The organism is Paraburkholderia dipogonis, assembly GCF_042680985.1.
Lineage (GTDB): Bacteria > Pseudomonadota > Gammaproteobacteria > Burkholderiales > Burkholderiaceae > Paraburkholderia > Paraburkholderia phytofirmans.
Genome location: NZ_JBHUFR010000011.1, coordinates 146,972 through 161,722 on the forward strand (window position 1 = coordinate 146,972; position 14,751 = coordinate 161,722).

Annotated in this window: 16 protein-coding genes; 7 read left to right on the forward strand and 9 right to left on the reverse strand. The window is 64.3% G+C overall.

All coding sequences use genetic code 11. The annotated features are described in order from the left end of the window. Positions 1 to 41 precede the first annotated feature (41 nt). The 3 genes from cobT to cobC are packed head-to-tail and all read left to right on the forward strand — an operon-like array spanning position 42 to position 2,497. Positions 42 to 1,103 (forward strand): nicotinate-nucleotide--dimethylbenzimidazole phosphoribosyltransferase, encoded by a 1,062-nt coding sequence (cobT, locus tag ACFSNN_RS16130; RefSeq protein ID WP_134456877.1) that lies wholly within the window; start codon positions 42 to 44, stop codon positions 1,101 to 1,103. A gap of 42 nt (positions 1,104 to 1,145) precedes the next feature. Beyond that, positions 1,146 to 1,922 carry an adenosylcobinamide-GDP ribazoletransferase gene (locus ACFSNN_RS16135; protein WP_134456876.1) on the forward strand — a complete coding sequence of 259 codons (777 nt, stop codon included), beginning with the start codon at positions 1,146 to 1,148 and terminating at the stop codon, positions 1,920 to 1,922. After that, positions 1,907 to 2,497, forward strand: coding sequence for an alpha-ribazole phosphatase (gene cobC / locus ACFSNN_RS16140; RefSeq protein WP_134456875.1), 591 nt, complete (start codon positions 1,907 to 1,909; stop codon positions 2,495 to 2,497). Before ACFSNN_RS16135 ends, cobC begins: the two co-directional genes overlap by 16 nt. Before the next feature lie 29 nt (positions 2,498 to 2,526). Here the strand turns inward: cobC and ACFSNN_RS16145 are convergent, their stop codons facing one another. The 4 genes from ACFSNN_RS16145 to cobU form a co-directional block, all read right to left on the reverse strand. Continuing rightward, positions 2,527 to 3,429: a cobalamin-binding protein gene (locus tag ACFSNN_RS16145; RefSeq protein ID WP_134456874.1), complete on the reverse strand. Its 903-nt coding sequence runs from the start codon at positions 3,427 to 3,429 to the stop codon at positions 2,527 to 2,529. 62 nt (positions 3,430 to 3,491) lie between these two features. Next, positions 3,492 to 4,553 carry a threonine-phosphate decarboxylase CobD gene (gene cobD, locus ACFSNN_RS16150; RefSeq protein ID WP_134456873.1) on the reverse strand — a complete coding sequence of 354 codons (1,062 nt, stop codon included), beginning with the start codon at positions 4,551 to 4,553 and terminating at the stop codon, positions 3,492 to 3,494. Positions 4,554 to 4,558: 5 nt separating this feature from the next. Beyond that, positions 4,559 to 5,494, reverse strand: coding sequence for an adenosylcobinamide-phosphate synthase CbiB (gene cbiB / locus ACFSNN_RS16155; protein ID WP_134458960.1), 936 nt, complete (start codon positions 5,492 to 5,494; stop codon positions 4,559 to 4,561). Continuing rightward, the gene (gene cobU / locus ACFSNN_RS16160; RefSeq protein ID WP_134456872.1) at positions 5,494 to 6,048 is read right to left on the reverse strand and encodes a bifunctional adenosylcobinamide kinase/adenosylcobinamide-phosphate guanylyltransferase; all 555 of its coding nucleotides are present in this window, start codon (positions 6,046 to 6,048) and stop codon (positions 5,494 to 5,496) included. Before cobU ends, cbiB begins: the two co-directional genes overlap by 1 nt. A gap of 299 nt (positions 6,049 to 6,347) precedes the next feature. Between cobU and ACFSNN_RS16165 the strand changes: the two genes are divergently transcribed. Then, positions 6,348 to 7,808 (forward strand): cobyric acid synthase, encoded by a 1,461-nt coding sequence (locus ACFSNN_RS16165; protein WP_134458958.1) that lies wholly within the window; start codon positions 6,348 to 6,350, stop codon positions 7,806 to 7,808. A gap of 151 nt (positions 7,809 to 7,959) precedes the next feature. Continuing rightward, the gene (locus tag ACFSNN_RS16170) at positions 7,960 to 8,376 is read left to right on the forward strand and encodes a DoxX family protein (RefSeq protein WP_134456871.1); all 417 of its coding nucleotides are present in this window, start codon (positions 7,960 to 7,962) and stop codon (positions 8,374 to 8,376) included. 228 nt (positions 8,377 to 8,604) lie between these two features. Here the strand turns inward: ACFSNN_RS16170 and ACFSNN_RS16175 are convergent, their stop codons facing one another. Next, positions 8,605 to 9,024 (reverse strand): PaaI family thioesterase, encoded by a 420-nt coding sequence (locus ACFSNN_RS16175; RefSeq protein ID WP_134456870.1) that lies wholly within the window; start codon positions 9,022 to 9,024, stop codon positions 8,605 to 8,607. Between the two features lie 210 nt (positions 9,025 to 9,234). On the opposite strand from ACFSNN_RS16175, the gene ACFSNN_RS16180 reads away from it, so the two are divergent. Beyond that, positions 9,235 to 9,873, forward strand: a complete 639-nt coding sequence (locus tag ACFSNN_RS16180) for a ParA family protein (RefSeq protein WP_106306020.1) — start codon at positions 9,235 to 9,237, stop codon at positions 9,871 to 9,873. Between the two features lie 187 nt (positions 9,874 to 10,060). Here ACFSNN_RS16180 and panD read toward each other — a convergent pair whose 3' ends face one another. The 4 genes from panD to ACFSNN_RS16200 all read right to left on the reverse strand — a co-directional run bounded on the left by panD (position 10,061) and on the right by ACFSNN_RS16200 (position 12,583). After that, positions 10,061 to 10,447, reverse strand: a complete 387-nt coding sequence (gene panD / locus ACFSNN_RS16185; RefSeq protein ID WP_134456869.1) for an aspartate 1-decarboxylase — start codon at positions 10,445 to 10,447, stop codon at positions 10,061 to 10,063. A gap of 34 nt (positions 10,448 to 10,481) precedes the next feature. Continuing rightward, complete coding sequence (panC, locus tag ACFSNN_RS16190) at positions 10,482 to 11,315, reverse strand: pantoate--beta-alanine ligase (RefSeq protein ID WP_012432060.1); 834 nt, start codon at positions 11,313 to 11,315, stop codon at positions 10,482 to 10,484. 202 nt (positions 11,316 to 11,517) lie between these two features. Beyond that, on the reverse strand, positions 11,518 to 12,393 hold the full coding sequence (locus tag ACFSNN_RS16195; protein WP_377689307.1) for a segregation and condensation protein A: 876 nt from the start codon (positions 12,391 to 12,393) through the stop codon (positions 11,518 to 11,520). Between the two features lie 4 nt (positions 12,394 to 12,397). Continuing rightward, complete coding sequence (locus ACFSNN_RS16200; RefSeq protein WP_007175923.1) at positions 12,398 to 12,583, reverse strand: DUF3460 family protein; 186 nt, start codon at positions 12,581 to 12,583, stop codon at positions 12,398 to 12,400. A gap of 325 nt (positions 12,584 to 12,908) precedes the next feature. On the opposite strand from ACFSNN_RS16200, the gene ACFSNN_RS16205 reads away from it, so the two are divergent. Next, a complete protein-coding gene (locus tag ACFSNN_RS16205; protein ID WP_134456868.1) occupies positions 12,909 to 14,744 on the forward strand; it encodes an autotransporter assembly complex protein TamA in 1,836 nt (611 codons plus the stop codon). The last annotated feature ends 7 nt before the right edge of the window (positions 14,745 to 14,751 follow it).

Here is a 14,751-nt window from a genome sequence, read left to right on the forward strand (position 1 = left end):
TCATTCCAGCTTGATTTCAACATCCTCTTTCAGACACGCTCATGACTTCATTGCCACGCTTGCCCGGATTGCCCGAAGTCGAACCGCTCGATCAAACGCTGCGTGACGAACTGCAGCACATCATCGATACCAAGACGAAGCCGCCCGGCAGTCTCGGCCGGCTCGAAACGCTCGCGCGTCAGATGGGCCTGATTCAGTGCACCACGCATCCCACCGTGACGCGCCCGGCGATGATCGTGTTCGCCGGCGACCACGGCGTCGCCGAGGAGGGCGTGAGCCCTTATCCGCAAGCGGTGACCGCGCAGATGGTCGCCAACTTTCTCGCGGGCGGCGCGGCGATCAATGCGTTGAGCCGCGTCTCGGGCATCGAGCTCGAAGTCGTCAACGCGGGCATTGCGACACCCTTGCCATCCACCGCGGGTCTTATCGACATTCCGATTGCGGCCGGCACGCGCAACTTCGCGCGCGAACCGGCCATGAGCCGCGACCAGGCAATCGCCGCGATGCGGGCGGGCGCGGCGCGCGTGCGGCATCACGCGGCGCTCGGCACCAATGTGATCGGCTTCGGCGAGATGGGCATTGCGAACACCTCGGCGGCCGCGTGTCTGATGAGCCGCTTGTGCGGCGTGCCGATCGACGAATGCGTCGGCCGCGGCACGGGCCTCGACAACGCGGGGCTCGCGAAGAAGCGCAACGTGCTGGCGTCGGCGCTCGCGCGTCACCCCGTGTCCGGCGATCCGCTCGACGTGCTCGCCACCTTCGGCGGCTTCGAGATCGCGATGATGGCGGGCGCGTATCTCGCGGCCGCCGAGGCGCGCATGACGATTCTGGTCGACGGCTTCATCGGCACCTCGGCCTTGCTGATTGCCGACGCCTTCGCGCCGAGCCTGCGCGAGTACTGCGTGTTCGCGCATGCGTCGAACGAAGCGGGGCATCGGCGCATGCTCGATCATTTCGGCGCGCTGCCATTGCTGTCGCTCGACATGCGTCTCGGCGAAGGCACCGGCGCGGCGCTCGCGGTGCCGCTGTTGCGCGCGGCAACGGCGTTCATCAACGAAATGGCGAGCTTCGAATCGGCCGGCGTGGCGAATCGCGATGCGTGATTCGCTCGATCCTTCAGACAGAAACGCACGCCTCGCACACTCATGAATCCGCTCGCTGAATTGCGGTACTTCTTCACTGCGCTCGGCTATTTCACGCGTGTGCCCGTGCCGCGCTGGGTCGGCTATGAGCCGCATTATCTGAACGCGGCGGCGCGTTATTTTCCGCTCATTGGCGTATTGATCGGCGGATTGAGCGCGCTCGTCTATCTCGCCGCGCTGCGCGTATTCCCGGCGGGCGTGGCGGTGCTGTTGTCGATGGCCGCGTCGCTGCTCGTGACCGGCGCGTTTCACGAAGACGGTCTCGCCGATTGCGTCGATGCGTTCGGTGGCGCCTATACGCGCGAAGACGTATTGCGAATCATGCATGACTCACGCATCGGTGCTTTCGGCGCCATCGCGCTCGTCATCGCGCTTGTATTGAAGTGGCAAACGCTCGCCGCATTGCCGCCGATGCGCGCCGCAAGTCTGATGATTGCCGCACACGCGGCGAGCCGTACCTGTGCGATCAGCTACCTGGCCACGCTCGACTACGTGCGTGCCGAAGGTAAGGCCAAACCGGTTGCGCAGCGCCTGAGTGTGGGAGCATTCCTATGCGCCGCGATGTTCGGTTTGCCGTGGTTGCTGTGGCCGAACGGGCTCGCCACGCCGGACTGGCGCTTCGCGGGTTCAGTGCTTGTGATTCTGGTCGTACTTCGTGCGGCAATGGGCCGATATTTTGTCAGACGCATTGGCGGCTATACCGGCGACTGCCTCGGCTTCGCGCAGCAAGTTTTTGAATTGAGCATCTACCTGGTGGGGCTCGCATGGATATCGTCCTGATTCGCCATCCCGCGGTCGCGGTCGATGCGGGCGTGTGTTACGGCCACAGCGACGTGGCGCTCGCCGAAGATGCCGAAGTGTCGTCGACGGCGCTCGCCCTGAAACTCGCGACCTTGCAGGTGCCCGCGCCACGCGTGCTGATGTCGAGTCCGTTGAAGCGCTGCTCGGCGCTCGCCGCCGAGTTGGCGAACGACTTCGGCAGCGTCGTCAGTCACGACGACCGGTTGATGGAAATGAACTTCGGCAATTGGGAAGCGCAGCGCTGGGACGCCATCGATCGCGAATTGCTCGACGACTGGGCGGCCAACTTCGAACATGCGCGGGCGCATGGCGGCGAAAGCGTCGCGCAGTTCGTCGCGCGGGTGCGTGCATGGCTCGATGCATTCGCGCTCACGCGCGAGTTGTCGCCGGCTTATGTGGTCACGCACGCGGGCGTGATGCGGGCGATTGCGTCGATCGTGCTGGACGTGCCGCTGGAGCGCTGTTTGCGATGGTCGCTCGATACGACCGGGATCGTCTGGTTGCGCCGAAACGATGAAACGCAGCAGTGGGTGTTGGTGCGATGGAATGCGTGAGGCGTGGCGTGTAGTTCATCTTGCTTGATTTACTGCGCGCCAGGCTTTCTGCGTGAGCGCGCTACTTCGAGGGCCTCGCACATTTGCTTCGCGCCTTGCGCGATGCGTGGCGCCGGGCGGTTGATCAGATCGCCGTCGATAGCAAAGAGATTATTGTTTGTGACGGCGGTCAGGCTCGGCCATGCGCGCCATGCGCTGAGTTGCGGCAAGGTGGTGTCCGGTTTGGTCGCGCCCGGCGCTGCGGTGACGATCGCTTCCGGATTCGCGGCGAGCACCGCTTCGGTCGAAACCGTCGGCACCAGCGGCTCGAGTTTGGCGAACACGTTGCGGCCACCGCATAGAGCGATCACGTCGCTGACCATGTGTTCGCCGTTGAGCGTCATCAACGGTTGATCCCACACCTGATAGAACACGCTGACGGGCGGCCGGCTCGCATACTGGTTGCGCAGCTTCGCGATGTCCTGACGATAGGCGGCCGCCGCCGCATCGGCGGTCGATGACGTGCCGAGCAATTGTCCGAGCTTCGTCAGCGACACGGCGACGTCGTCGAGATGATGCGGCTCGCTGAAGAACAACGGAATGTGCATCTCGCGCAGGCGATCGAGCTGACGCTGCGCATTGCCATGCCGCCACACCACGATCAGATCGGGTTTGAGCGCAACGATGCGCTCGAGATCGAGCGCCTTGTTATCGCCGACGCGCGGCAACTGTTTCGCTCCGGGCGGATAGTCGCTGTACGACACGGCGCCGACCACTTTTGCGCCGCCGCCCGCGGCATACAGCAATTCGGTGACGTGCGGCGCGAGGCTGATCACGCGTTGCGCTGGCGCGGGCAACGTGACGGTTGCGCCGGTGTCGTCGGTCACGGAGATGGCGGCGTGAGCGTGATGCGCGGTGATGAAGAGTGCGAAGGCGAGGGCGAGTCGGTTCATCGGGCGAGGCTGCGGGGCGCGGAGTTAGTGTGGGAGCGAGCTTGTCTTCGTTAAGTCAGCAGTCAGCCCGCTCGTTTGGGATCGATTTCCTGTACGGCTTCGCGCAAGCTTTCTTCGAAGCGTGCCCATTCGGCTTCGCTCGCGGGCAAGCCGAATCGAACGCTGCCCGACGATGTGAATAGACGCGTCCACACGCCGCGTCGTGCGAGGGCTTCGTGCAGAGCGGCGGCGCGTGGATCGTCGGTCCACGCGAAGAGCGGCGTGCTGCATGTGTGCAAGCCTTGCGCATGCAGCAGATCGACCAGTCGCGCGCTTTCGGCATCGAGCCGGGCGCGCATATCGCGTTGCCAGGCTTCGTCGGCGAATGCGGCTTTGACGGCGTGACGGGCTGGACCACTGACCGTCCACGCGCCGAGCTTGACGCGCAAACTGTGAAGCAACGCAGGCACGCCGAGTACGAACCCGGCGCGCACGCCGGCGAGGCCGAAGAATTTGCCCGGCGAGCGCAACACGATCAAGCCTTCGCGATGCGTGCTCGCCGCGAGCGAGGCAGACGGCATCGTATCGGCGAAGGCTTCATCGACCAGCAGCGTGCCGCCGCGCGCGCTCAACTGCGCATGCCAGTGCAATAGCGTGGCGGCGCTCAGATGCGCGCCGGTCGGATTGTTCGGATTCACGACGATCACATGCGTGAGCGCTTCGGGCAACGTTTCCCAGGCGACATCGAGTGACATCACTTCATGGCCACTGCGCTCGAATGCAGGCGCATATTCGCTGTACGTAAGCGGCGCGATGCCGACGCATGCGCGCGGCAGCAGCGCGGGCAACGCGCGAATCGCCGCCTGGCTGCCCGCGACCGGCAGCACATGCGCCGCATCAGGCGCGTTGTAATAGCGTGCGGCGCAAGCGGCGAAGTTGTCGCCGTCGTCGGGCAGGCGGCGCCAGGCATCGGCGGGAACCGGCGGCACCGGATAACCGTGCGGGTTGATACCCGTCGACAGATCGAGCCACTGTGCGTACGGAATGTCGTAGCGCTTCGCTGCTTCGTGCAGATTGCCGCCGTGCACGACCGGATCCATCGTGGCGTGGGTATCCTCCACGTGGCCGTTCACTGAGTCAGCCATGAGAATCAACCATGAAAAGGCACGCTCAACAACGCCAGCACGATCAGCACCGCGAGCCACAGAATGACCGTGCGCTCGACCAGCATCAATGCCGCGCTCACGTGGCTGGCCTTTGCGGTATGCCCGAAGCCGAGTGTCGGCCGATGTTCCAGCGCGCCGTGATACACCGCCGGGCCGCCGATCAGCACGTTCAGACTGCCCGCGCCGGAAGCCATCACGGGCCCGGCGTTCGGGCTGTCCCACCGTGGCGCCTGCTCGCGCCAGCAGCGCCACGCGGTGCGCGTGTCGCCGAGCAGCGCGTAGCTGGCGGCGGTCAGGCGCGCGGGAATCCAGTTGAGCACGTCGTCGATACGCGCGGCGGCCCAGCCGTAGCGCAAATAGCGCGGCGTGCGATAACCCCACATCGCGTCCAGCGTGTTGGCGAGACGGAAGGCGAGCGCGCCCGGACCGCCGGCGATGGCGAACCAGAACAGCGCGCCGAAGATTGCGTCGTTGCCGTTTTCGAGCGCCGATTCGACGGCGGCGCGCGATAACGCGCCTTCGTCGGCATCCGCGGTTTCGCGCGAGACGATGCGCGCGGTCAGCAAACGCGCCTGTGCGAGATCACGTTGCACCAAAGCCTGCGCGATCGGCGCGATGTGTTCGTGCAGACTGCGCGCGCCGAGCGCGAACCACAGCAACAGCACATGCACCACGCAGGCCGCGTAAAACGGCAGCACGGCGACCAGACACCACGCAATCAGTACCGGCGGCACGACCGCCAGCGACCACGCCAGCAGACCTTTGAGCCGCAGGCGCCGGCCGGTGTTGTAACGCGTTTCGAGACGCTTCGCCCAGTTGCCGAAGCCCACCAGCGGATGCGCCGCGCGTGGCTCGCCGAACCAGCGGTCGACGGCGACGCCCGCTGTGGCCAGCGTCACGAGAAGCGGGAGCGAGAGCATCACACGTGGCTCGCGGTTTTCAGCGCGAGCGGCAAACCGGCGACCATCATCGTGGCCTGGGTGCTCAACGCGGCGATGCGCTGGTTGAGCCGGCCTAGTTCATCGACGTAAAGACGCGTGGCAGCGCCGAGCGGCACCACGCCCAGGCCGATTTCGTTGCTGACCACGATGAGCTTGCTTTTGGCGTTAATGAGCGCTGCTTCGAGCGCGGTGACGTGCGCGTGATAGCGATCGAGCGGCAGGGCGTCGCCTTGTGGCGGACACAGCAGATTCGCTAGCCACAACGTCAGGCAATCGATCAGGATGCAGCGGCCGGACGCGTCGTTTTGCGCCACGGCACCGGCGAGATCGACGCCCGCTTCGAACAACTGCCAATGCGCCGGACGCCGTTCGCGATGATGCGCGATGCGCGCGCGGAATTCGACGTCGTCTGTCACGCGTGCGGTGGCGATGTAGGTGACGGGGAGGGCGCTGCCTGCAGCGAGCTGTTCGGCGTGCGCGCTCTTGCCGGAGCGGGCGCCGCCAAGTACGAAGGTGAGATCGCGGGGAGTCATCGCGTGATTGTACCGGCGTGCAGCGCGGGCCGGCGCGATGGGATAATGCTGCGCTTGATGGGTTGGGTGCGTTCGATGCGAACGACGCGAACGACGCGAACGACGCGAATGACGCAAAACGAGTTGCATGCAAGCATTAGCCGTGTCCCACACCCCGCACACACCGTCGCTGCGTCAACGCGGCATTGCCGCTTTCCACCGCTTGACCCGATTGACTCACTGTTCACCGCCTAGCCCGAGATTCCGTGACCACCACTTCGACCCCGCCTGACGCCACACCCGTGCCGCGCGGCACGCTGATGATTCAGGGCACCACCTCCGATGCCGGCAAGAGCACGCTCGTCGCCGGTCTGTGCCGGCTCGCGCGCCGCGCCGGCGTACGGGTCGCGCCGTTCAAGCCGCAGAACATGGCGCTCAACAGCGCGGTGACCGTGGACGGCGGCGAGATCGGCCGCGCTCAGGCTCTGCAAGCGATCGCCGCGGGCATTGCCGCGCACACGGATCTGAACCCCGTGTTGCTCAAGCCGACCAGCGACCGCGGCGCGCAAGTGATCATCCACGGCAAGGCGCGCATGAATCTCGACGCGCGGGCCTATCACGACTACAAACCCGTCGCGTTCGAAGCGGTGCTGGAATCGTATGCGCGTCTGCAGGCGGCGTACGAGACGATTTTCGTCGAAGGCGCGGGCAGTCCGGCGGAAATCAATCTGCGTGATCGCGATATCGCCAACATGGGTTTCGCGGAAGCTGTCGATTGCCCGGTCGTGCTGGTCGCCGATATCGACCGCGGCGGCGTGTTCGCCCATCTCACGGGCACGCTCGCGTGCCTGTCGGAGAGCGAGCAGGCGCGGGTGCGCGGGTTCATCATCAACCGGTTTCGCGGCGACGTCAGTTTGCTCAGGCCCGGCCTGGATTGGCTCGAAGCGAAAACCGGCAAGCCGGTGCTCGGCGTCGTGCCCTACCTGCACGGCCTGACGCTCGACGCCGAAGACATGCTGCCGCCCGAGTTGCGCGCGGCGCACAGCGGCGGCGCGGCGCGCATGCTGCGAGTGGTCGTGCCGGTGCTGCCGCACATCAGCAATCACACGGATTTCGATGCGCTGCGCGCGCATCCGCAGGTCGATTTTCATTACGTGCGCAGCGGTACGCCGGTGCCGCCGGCTGATCTGATCATTCTGCCAGGCTCGAAGAACGTGCCCGGCGACCTGGCGTTTTTGCGCGCGCAGGGTTGGGACGCGGTGCTGCAAAAACATTTGCGCTACGGCGGCCGCGTGATCGGCATTTGCGGTGGCATGCAGATGCTTGGGCGTGACGTGGCCGATCCGCACGGTGTCGAGGGTGCGCCGGGGACGTCGGCGGGACTCGGCTGGCTCGACTACTCGACGGTGCTCACGCGCGTCAAGACGCTCAAGAATGTCGCCGGACACCTCGCACTGCCGGGCTCGCCCGAAGTGGCCGGCTACGAAATCCATATGGGCGAAACGCGCGGCCCGGCGCTCGATACGCCCGCGTTGCGTCTGGGCGACGCGCAGGCGGCGCATCCCGACGGCGCGATTTCCGCCGATGGCCAGATTCTCGCGACTTACGTCCACGGGTTGTTCGACACGCCGGCCGCATGCGCCGCGCTGCTCGCATGGGCGGGTTTGAGTGATGCAGAGGAAATCGACTATCCGGCGTTGCGCGAGGCGTCGCTGGAGCGGCTCGCGGATACGCTCGCGGAGCATCTCGATCTGCCGAAATTGTTTGCGGCGATTGGGTGAGTTGGCAAGGCCGCGCGCGTCGGAGCGGGGGCGATTAACCGCCATTGAGAAATAATCAAAGCCTGTAGGACGGTTTTTCCGTCCATATGGTTCGAATAGAGTTCCGACATCGACAGGCCGTTTCCCGGATGTTTCTCTCAAGGATCTCGTTATGAACTCGAACCGCTCCGCCGATCTGGCTGCTCTACTTCTTCGCGTCGCCTTGGGCGTGCTGTACCTCGCTCACAGTCTGCAGAAGATCTTCGTTTTCACGCTGCCCGGCACGGCGCAGTTTTTCGTTTCGCTCGGCTTGCCGGGTTGGCTCGGCTATGTGACGGCGTTCGTCGAGCTGTTTGGCGGTGTCGCGCTGCTACTTGGCGTGCAGGTCCGCTGGGTCGCGCTGATGCTGTTGCCGTTCATGCTCGGCGCGATGTCGCAGCATCTGCACAACGGGTGGGGTTTTGCGTCGCCGCACGGCGGCTGGGAATATCCGGCGTTCTGGGCAGTGACGTTGGTGGTGCAGTCGCTGCTCGGTGGCGGGGCGCTGGCGTTCGGTGGGGCGAGGGCGCCGCGGGTGGCGGCTGCGTGATCGAGGAGGGTCGGTGCGGGCAAGCCCCGCGAAGCTAAGCTCAACGCGGCTTAAGTCCAGCAGGGCCATAGTCCAGCAGGGCCAAGTTCAGTAAGGCCAAGTCCAGCACGACCAAGTCCAGCAAGGCTAGACCCAGCAAGCCTAAGCCCAGCAACAAAAGAGCACGCGCCCGAAAAGCCGCGTGCTTTTTTCATGAACGCGGCGCTCCGTTGCGCCACCTTCACGCAATCAATACAACACCATCTGCGTACACCGAAACAGCGCCATCGTCTTGCCGTTCGGATCGGTGACGGCGGCGTCCCACACCTGCGTGCTGCGTCCAAGATGCACGCCCGTCGCGACCGCGCGGATCGTTCCTTCGGTCGCCGTGCCGAGAAAATTGCTTTTCAGCTCGACGGTCGTGAAATTGCGCGCCGTCTCCGGCAAGTGGGCGAGACAGGCGTAGCCGCAGGCGGTATCGGCAAGACCGATCACGGTGGCGGCATGCAAAAAGCCGTTCGGCGCGAGCAATTCCTTGCGCACGGTCAATTCCGCGGTCAGGACGCCTTCGTCCAGCGACAGCACATGCACGCCCAGCAAGCCGGGAAGCGAGCCTTTCTGCCGTTCGTGGAGACGTTCGACGGTGTATTCCGGGCGGAGTTTGCTCATGAGATTCGGGTCCTCGATGGAAAAATCGGCGAGGCACGGTGGCCGATTAGCTGTTTAAGGGCTTCGGCCAAAGTGCATTTGTCGATATTATCAACGGCTGGATCAGCAGGTGGCGTTGAACCCGGCACGAATGCGGGCACACTTGCGCATGTCAAAGCAACTACGCGGCAAACCGGCTGGCGGCACCCAGCCTTCTTTCCGGGAGAATTCATGACGGTGATCGTGGTGGCGAATCCGAAGGGCGGCGTGGGTAAAAGCACGCTGTCGACCAATCTGGCCGGCTATTTCGCCGCAGCCGGCGAATGGGTCGCGCTGGCGGACCTGGACAAACAGCAGTCCGCGCACGCATGGCTGTCGTTGCGGCCCGACACGCTGCCGGCCATCGAAACCTGGGAAGTCAATCAGGACGCGCCGGCCAAACCGCCTAAAGGGCTGGAGCACGCGGTCATCGACACGCCGGCCGGGCTGCACGGCAATCGTCTGGGAATCGCGCTGGATCTGGCCGATAAGGTGATCGTGCCGCTCCAGCCGTCCATGTTCGATATTCTCGCCACCCAGGAATTTCTCGAGCGGCTGGCCAAGGAGAAGGCCGTCAGGAAAGGCGCAATCGAAATCGGCGTGGTCGGCATGCGCGTCGACGCGCGCACCCGCTCGGCGGAGCAACTGCATCGTTTTGTCGAGGGTTTGAAGCTGCCGGTGCTGGGCTTTTTGCGCGACACGCAGAACTACGTGCAGCTGGCGGCCCACGGGCTGACCTTGTGGGACGTCGCAAAAAGCCGGGTGGAGAAGGATCTAGAGCAGTGGCAGCCGATCGTCGAATGGACGAACGGGAGCGGCAAGAAAGGATGAAGCGGTAGAGCAGGCGGCCGTGCCGCCCGCTACATGGAGATGCAGCCCAGGCGGTATGTCGTTGGGCGCGCGCCAGTGGTCTACGAACAGCCCGAGTTTAAGTCGACGGTCCCCATGCCCTAGCCCGCCCAACGGGACGTTCGGCGCCGCCAGTAGCGCGGCGCCCAAGCGATCTACCGGGTGCTCATCAGGTCCAGTTCTGCGTCGGCACGTGATCGCGGCTGCCCTTGATCTTGTTGTTGTCGTCCACGAAAACCAAGTCCGGTTTCCAGCCAGCTTTCAGCTCGGCTTCATCCACCATCGCGAACGCCGCGATGATCACCAGATCGCCCAGTTGCGCGCGCCGAGCGGCCGAACCGTTCAGCGAAATCATGCCGCTGCCGCGCTCGCCCTTGATCGCGTAGGTCGAGAAACGCTCGCCGTTGTTGATGTTCCAGATGTCGATCCGCTCGTTTTCGACGATGTTCGCCGCTTCCAGCAAATCTTCGTCGATCGCGCATGAGCCTTCGTAGTGCAGCTCGCAGTGCGTGACCGCGACGCGGTGGATCTTCGACTTCAGCATGTTGCGTTGCATGACCAATCCTGTGTGATTTCTGTCTAAGACGGCTTCAGATTTCGAGGTTGTCGATAAGACGAGTGGCGCCGAGCTTGGCAGCGGCCAGCACGACCAGTTGCGCGTTCGCGTCTTGCGGACCCGGCGGCAGCAGATCCGAGCGCTTGCGCACCGCGATGTAGTCCGGTTGCCAGCCGCGCGCGGCCAAGGCCGCCATCGCCGCCTGTTCGACTTTCGCGAAGTCGCGCTCGCCGGAAAGCACGGCGTCGCGCACGCGATTCAGTTCGGCGGCCAGCTTCGGCGCTTCGGCGCGTTCGGCGGCCTGCAGATAGCGATTGCGCGAACTGAGCGCGAGACCGTCGGTATCACGCACCGTTTCGGCGGCGATGATGTCGGTCGGCAGCGCAAACTGGTTGCACATGCGGCGCACGATCATCAACTGCTGGTAGTCCTTCTTGCCGAACACGGCGACGCGCGGTTGCACGCAGGACATCAGCTTCATCACCACCGTGCACACGCCCTGGAAGAAGCCGGGCCGGAATTCGCCTTCGAGGATATCGCCCAGATCGTGCGGCGGATGCACGCGGTACTCCTGCGGCTCCGGGTAAAGATCCTTTTCCGTGGGCGCGAACAGCACGTAGACGTTTTCCTTCTGAAGCTTTTCGATGTCCGCTTCCATCGTGCGCGGGTATTTGTCGAAATCCTCGTTCGGACCGAACTGCAGCCGGTTGACGAAAATGCTCGCCACCACCGGATCGCCGTGCTGGCGGGCGAGACGCATCAGCGACAGATGGCCCTCGTGCAGATTGCCCATGGTCGGCACAAAGGCCGTGCGATTCTGGCCGCGCAACTGGTCGCGCAATTCATGGATCGAGCTGATGACTTTCATGATCGGACAGGGATTTCCTCGCGCGGCGCGAGACTGGCTGGACGCAAGACCTTACGGAATCGCGCGGGCCGCCGCCTCACTGGTAATGACAGGTTCGGAGCGCCGGATTGTAGTGGATTTGCGCGGCCGCCGCACCGAAAAGAGGCCGCTTCTCCCGCCGGTTGAAATCCTGATATGCGGGATTTCGCCCTGTTCAAGCCTTTCAGGCGGGCAGATAGGCGAGGCGCACATAAATCGGCGCGAACGGCTCCGCCTGGGTGATTTCGACGAGCGTTTCGCGGCACAGCTCGAGCACGGCGATGAAATTCACCACCACCACCGGCACGCCCTTGCTGGTGTCGAACAGGTCGGAGAATTCGACGAAGCGCGCGTTCTGCAGGTGCCGCAGGATCGAGCTCATATGCTCGCGCACCGACAACTCCTCGCGCGAAATCTTGTGATGCTGGACCAGCTTGGCGCGCTTGATCACGTCGGCCCACGCGGCGCGCAGGTCTTCGCTGTTCACGTCGGGAAAACGCGGCGTGATGCTTTGCTCGATGTAGACCTCGGCGCGCAGGAAATCGCGCCCGAGTTGCGGCAACTGGTCGATGCGCTGCGCGGCAAGCTTCATCTGCTCGTATTCGAGCAGGCGCCGCACGAGTTCCGCGCGCGGGTCTTCGGCTTCCTCGCCGCTATCGGCCTTCTTGACCGGCAGCAGCATGCGCGACTTGATCTCGATCAGCATCGCGGCCATCAGCAGATACTCGGACGCGAGTTCGAGATTGGTCTGGCGCAACTGGTCGACATAGCCGAGGTATTGCACCGTGACGTCCGCCATCGGGATGTCGAGCACGTTGAAGTTCTGCTTGCGGATCAGGTACAGCAACAGATCCAGCGGTCCTTCGAACGTTTCGAGAAACACCTCGAGCGCGTCCGGCGGAATGTACAGGTCCGTCGGCAGCTTGAAGAGCGGCTCGCCGTACAGGCGCGCAAAAGCAATGCCGTCGACGGTGTCCGGCGTCGAATCGGTGGCGGGCGCGGCGAGCGCGGCGTCGGCGGGGGCCGGCGGTGCGCCGTGTGCCTCGTCGGCGTGACTCACGCGCTTAGAAGTTTTGATAGTACGAGTAAGGCGTCTGTTCGACGCGGGAGGCTTTCTGCTCGGCGCGTTCTTCCAGATCGATCGGCTGTTTGTCCCACAGCAGCGCGCGGCCGCGGCGTTGTTCGGCTTCCAGATTGGGTTTCTGTTGCTTGAGCTGGTTCAGGAACTGGGTGATGTCCGATTGATACATGGCTCGACGTCCGTGGTGTGGGAATTGGCGGCTGCCCGGCGCGCATTTGCGTTGTTTCGCGTGGTGCCGCTGCTATTTCATAATTTTACCGCATGCGCGGCGCGGGGTCGAAAAACGGCAGCGTAGCCGGGGCGGACGGCGCATGAAAATAGCTGGAACCCGCGTGGCGCGGCGCGCGTCCAAGGCGGGCGCGTTGGCGGCTGGCGTGCCGTGCACGCCCATTTCGAGATCTCGCGGCATCACGCCGATGTGGTCAAATAGCGTGCTTCGGCCGCCGCGGCGCGCCTGAGCGACAAAATTCATCAACCACGGCCGGAGGTCCTGTTTGGCGGGGTGTGCGATCGACAAGCCGCGGCTGCGGCGCGGCAAGGCCGGTTCCGGGCGTGGGCAGCGCACGGCCATACGGCATTGGTTGCGCACGTGGCTGGCATTCGGCCTCGTCATGCTGACGCTGGCAACCGGTAACGCCCATGCCGCAAAAGCGGCGGCCAGCTACAAGGTCGACATCGAAGCCACGCCGCGCTCGCTGCGCAAGCTCCTGGAAGCGCATCTGGATATCGCGCGTTTCGCCAAACGCCCCGACATCAGCGACGACCAGTTCGAGTTTCTGATCACCGCCACGCCCCAGCAAGTGCGAGATCTGGCCTCCACGCAGGGCTACTTCACGCCGGTCGTGCGCACCGACGTGCGTACCGTCGACAATGCGAAGCGCGTCACGGTGAGCGTCGATCCCGGTCCGCGGACCGTCATCTCATCGGTTTCGCTGTCGTTTCGCGGGCCGGTGCTGACCGAAGATCCAGAGCAGGAAAACACCGCGCGCTTCGCATTTTCGCTGCACGAAGGCGAACCGTTCTCGCAGGGCGACTGGGACGATGCGAAAAACGCGTCGCTCAAGGCCTTGCAGGCGCGCCGCTATCTGGGTGCGAAAATCTACCACTCGGAGGCGCGAGTCGATCCGCGCACGCACGAGGCGAAACTGTCGGTCACGTACGACAGCGGGCCGACCTTCACGATGGGCAAGCTCGACGTATCGGGCACGCGGCGCTATCCGGAACAGATCGTTGACAACGTGAACCCGATTTCGGTGGGCGAGATCTACGACGTTCAGCGCATCACGGAATTGCAGCGGCAATTGCAGAACACACCGTACTACGCGAGCGTCGCGATCGACGTGGACAACGATCCGGCCAAGCCGGTCGACACGCCGGTCCACGTGAAGGTATCGGAATATCCGTACAACAGCATTCGAGGCGGGGTGGGCTACTCGACGGACAACGGTCCGCTGGTTCAGGGTTCCTATTCGTATCTCGACACGTTCGGCAAAGCGTGGCCGTTCACCATTCAGGGGCGCGTGGACCAGATCCAGCAATACGGGCAAATCCAGCTCGCCATGCCGCCGGGGCCGCGTGCGTGGACCAATAGCGTGCTGGCGTCCTACACCACGACCGACGTATCCGACACGCGTATCTACAGTATCCGCGGCGGTGTGCAGCGGGCCCGGACCTCGCAATTCATCGACTATAACTACGCGCTCCTGTACTACCAGGACCGGCTCGATCAGAACGCGGTCGCGCCGACCACGAGCCGCGCGCTGGTGCCGTCCTGGTCGTGGACCCGGCGCAATACCGACGACCCGTTGTTTCCGCGCAGCGGCAACCTGATTCACGTCGAGGCGGGTTTCGCGGTCAAAGGCGTGCTGACCGACCAGACCTTCATTCGCGGCTACGCGCGCGGTCAGCAGTATCTGCCGATCGGCAAGGAAGACCTTGTGCTGATTCGCGCTGAACTCGGCGGCGTGTTCACGAGTGGCCCTTCGAGCGGCGTTCCGGCGTCGCTCCTGTTTCGCGCGGGCGGCTCGAATTCGGTGCGCGGCTATGGCTATCAGAGCATCGGCAATAGCGTCGATGGTTCGGTGCTGCCCACCAAGTATCTCGTCACGGGCTCTGCCGAGTACCAGCATTGGTTCAGTCACGACTGGGGCGCGGCCGCGTTCTTCGACATCGGCACCGCCACGGACACTTGGGGCGAGAAAGTCTTTTATCCGGGCGTCGGCATCGGGGCGCGCTGGCGCAGCCCGGTCGGCCCGGTCAACGTCGATGTCGCCTACGGCATTCGCAACAAGAGCGTGCGGCCGTATCTGACGCTGGGCATCGCCTTCTGATGACAAC

Bases quoted from the DNA above. Each gene is read 5' to 3' on its own strand.
- cbiB (WP_134458960.1), bottom strand. From the start codon at position 5,494: ATGCTCTCGCTCCCGCTTCTCGTGACGCTGGCCACAGCGGGCGTCGCC.
- ACFSNN_RS16170 (WP_134456871.1), top strand. From the start codon at position 7,960: ATGAACTCGAACCGCTCCGCCGATCTGGCTGCTCTACTTCTTCGCGTC.
- panD (WP_134456869.1), bottom strand. From the start codon at position 10,447: ATGCAACGCAACATGCTGAAGTCGAAGATCCACCGCGTCGCGGTCACG.
- cobT (WP_134456877.1), top strand. From the start codon at position 42: ATGACTTCATTGCCACGCTTGCCCGGATTGCCCGAAGTCGAACCGCTC.
- cobC (WP_134456875.1), top strand. From the start codon at position 1,907: ATGGATATCGTCCTGATTCGCCATCCCGCGGTCGCGGTCGATGCGGGC.
- ACFSNN_RS16135 (WP_134456876.1), top strand. From the start codon at position 1,146: ATGAATCCGCTCGCTGAATTGCGGTACTTCTTCACTGCGCTCGGCTAT.
- cobU (WP_134456872.1), bottom strand. From the start codon at position 6,048: ATGACTCCCCGCGATCTCACCTTCGTACTTGGCGGCGCCCGCTCCGGC.
- ACFSNN_RS16175 (WP_134456870.1), bottom strand. From the start codon at position 9,024: ATGAGCAAACTCCGCCCGGAATACACCGTCGAACGTCTCCACGAACGG.
- ACFSNN_RS16180 (WP_106306020.1), top strand. From the start codon at position 9,235: ATGACGGTGATCGTGGTGGCGAATCCGAAGGGCGGCGTGGGTAAAAGC.
- ACFSNN_RS16200 (WP_007175923.1), bottom strand. From the start codon at position 12,583: ATGTATCAATCGGACATCACCCAGTTCCTGAACCAGCTCAAGCAACAG.
- panC (WP_012432060.1), bottom strand. From the start codon at position 11,315: ATGAAAGTCATCAGCTCGATCCATGAATTGCGCGACCAGTTGCGCGGC.
- cobD (WP_134456873.1), bottom strand. From the start codon at position 4,553: ATGGCTGACTCAGTGAACGGCCACGTGGAGGATACCCACGCCACGATG.
- ACFSNN_RS16165 (WP_134458958.1), top strand. From the start codon at position 6,348: ATGATTCAGGGCACCACCTCCGATGCCGGCAAGAGCACGCTCGTCGCC.
- ACFSNN_RS16145 (WP_134456874.1), bottom strand. From the start codon at position 3,429: ATGAACCGACTCGCCCTCGCCTTCGCACTCTTCATCACCGCGCATCAC.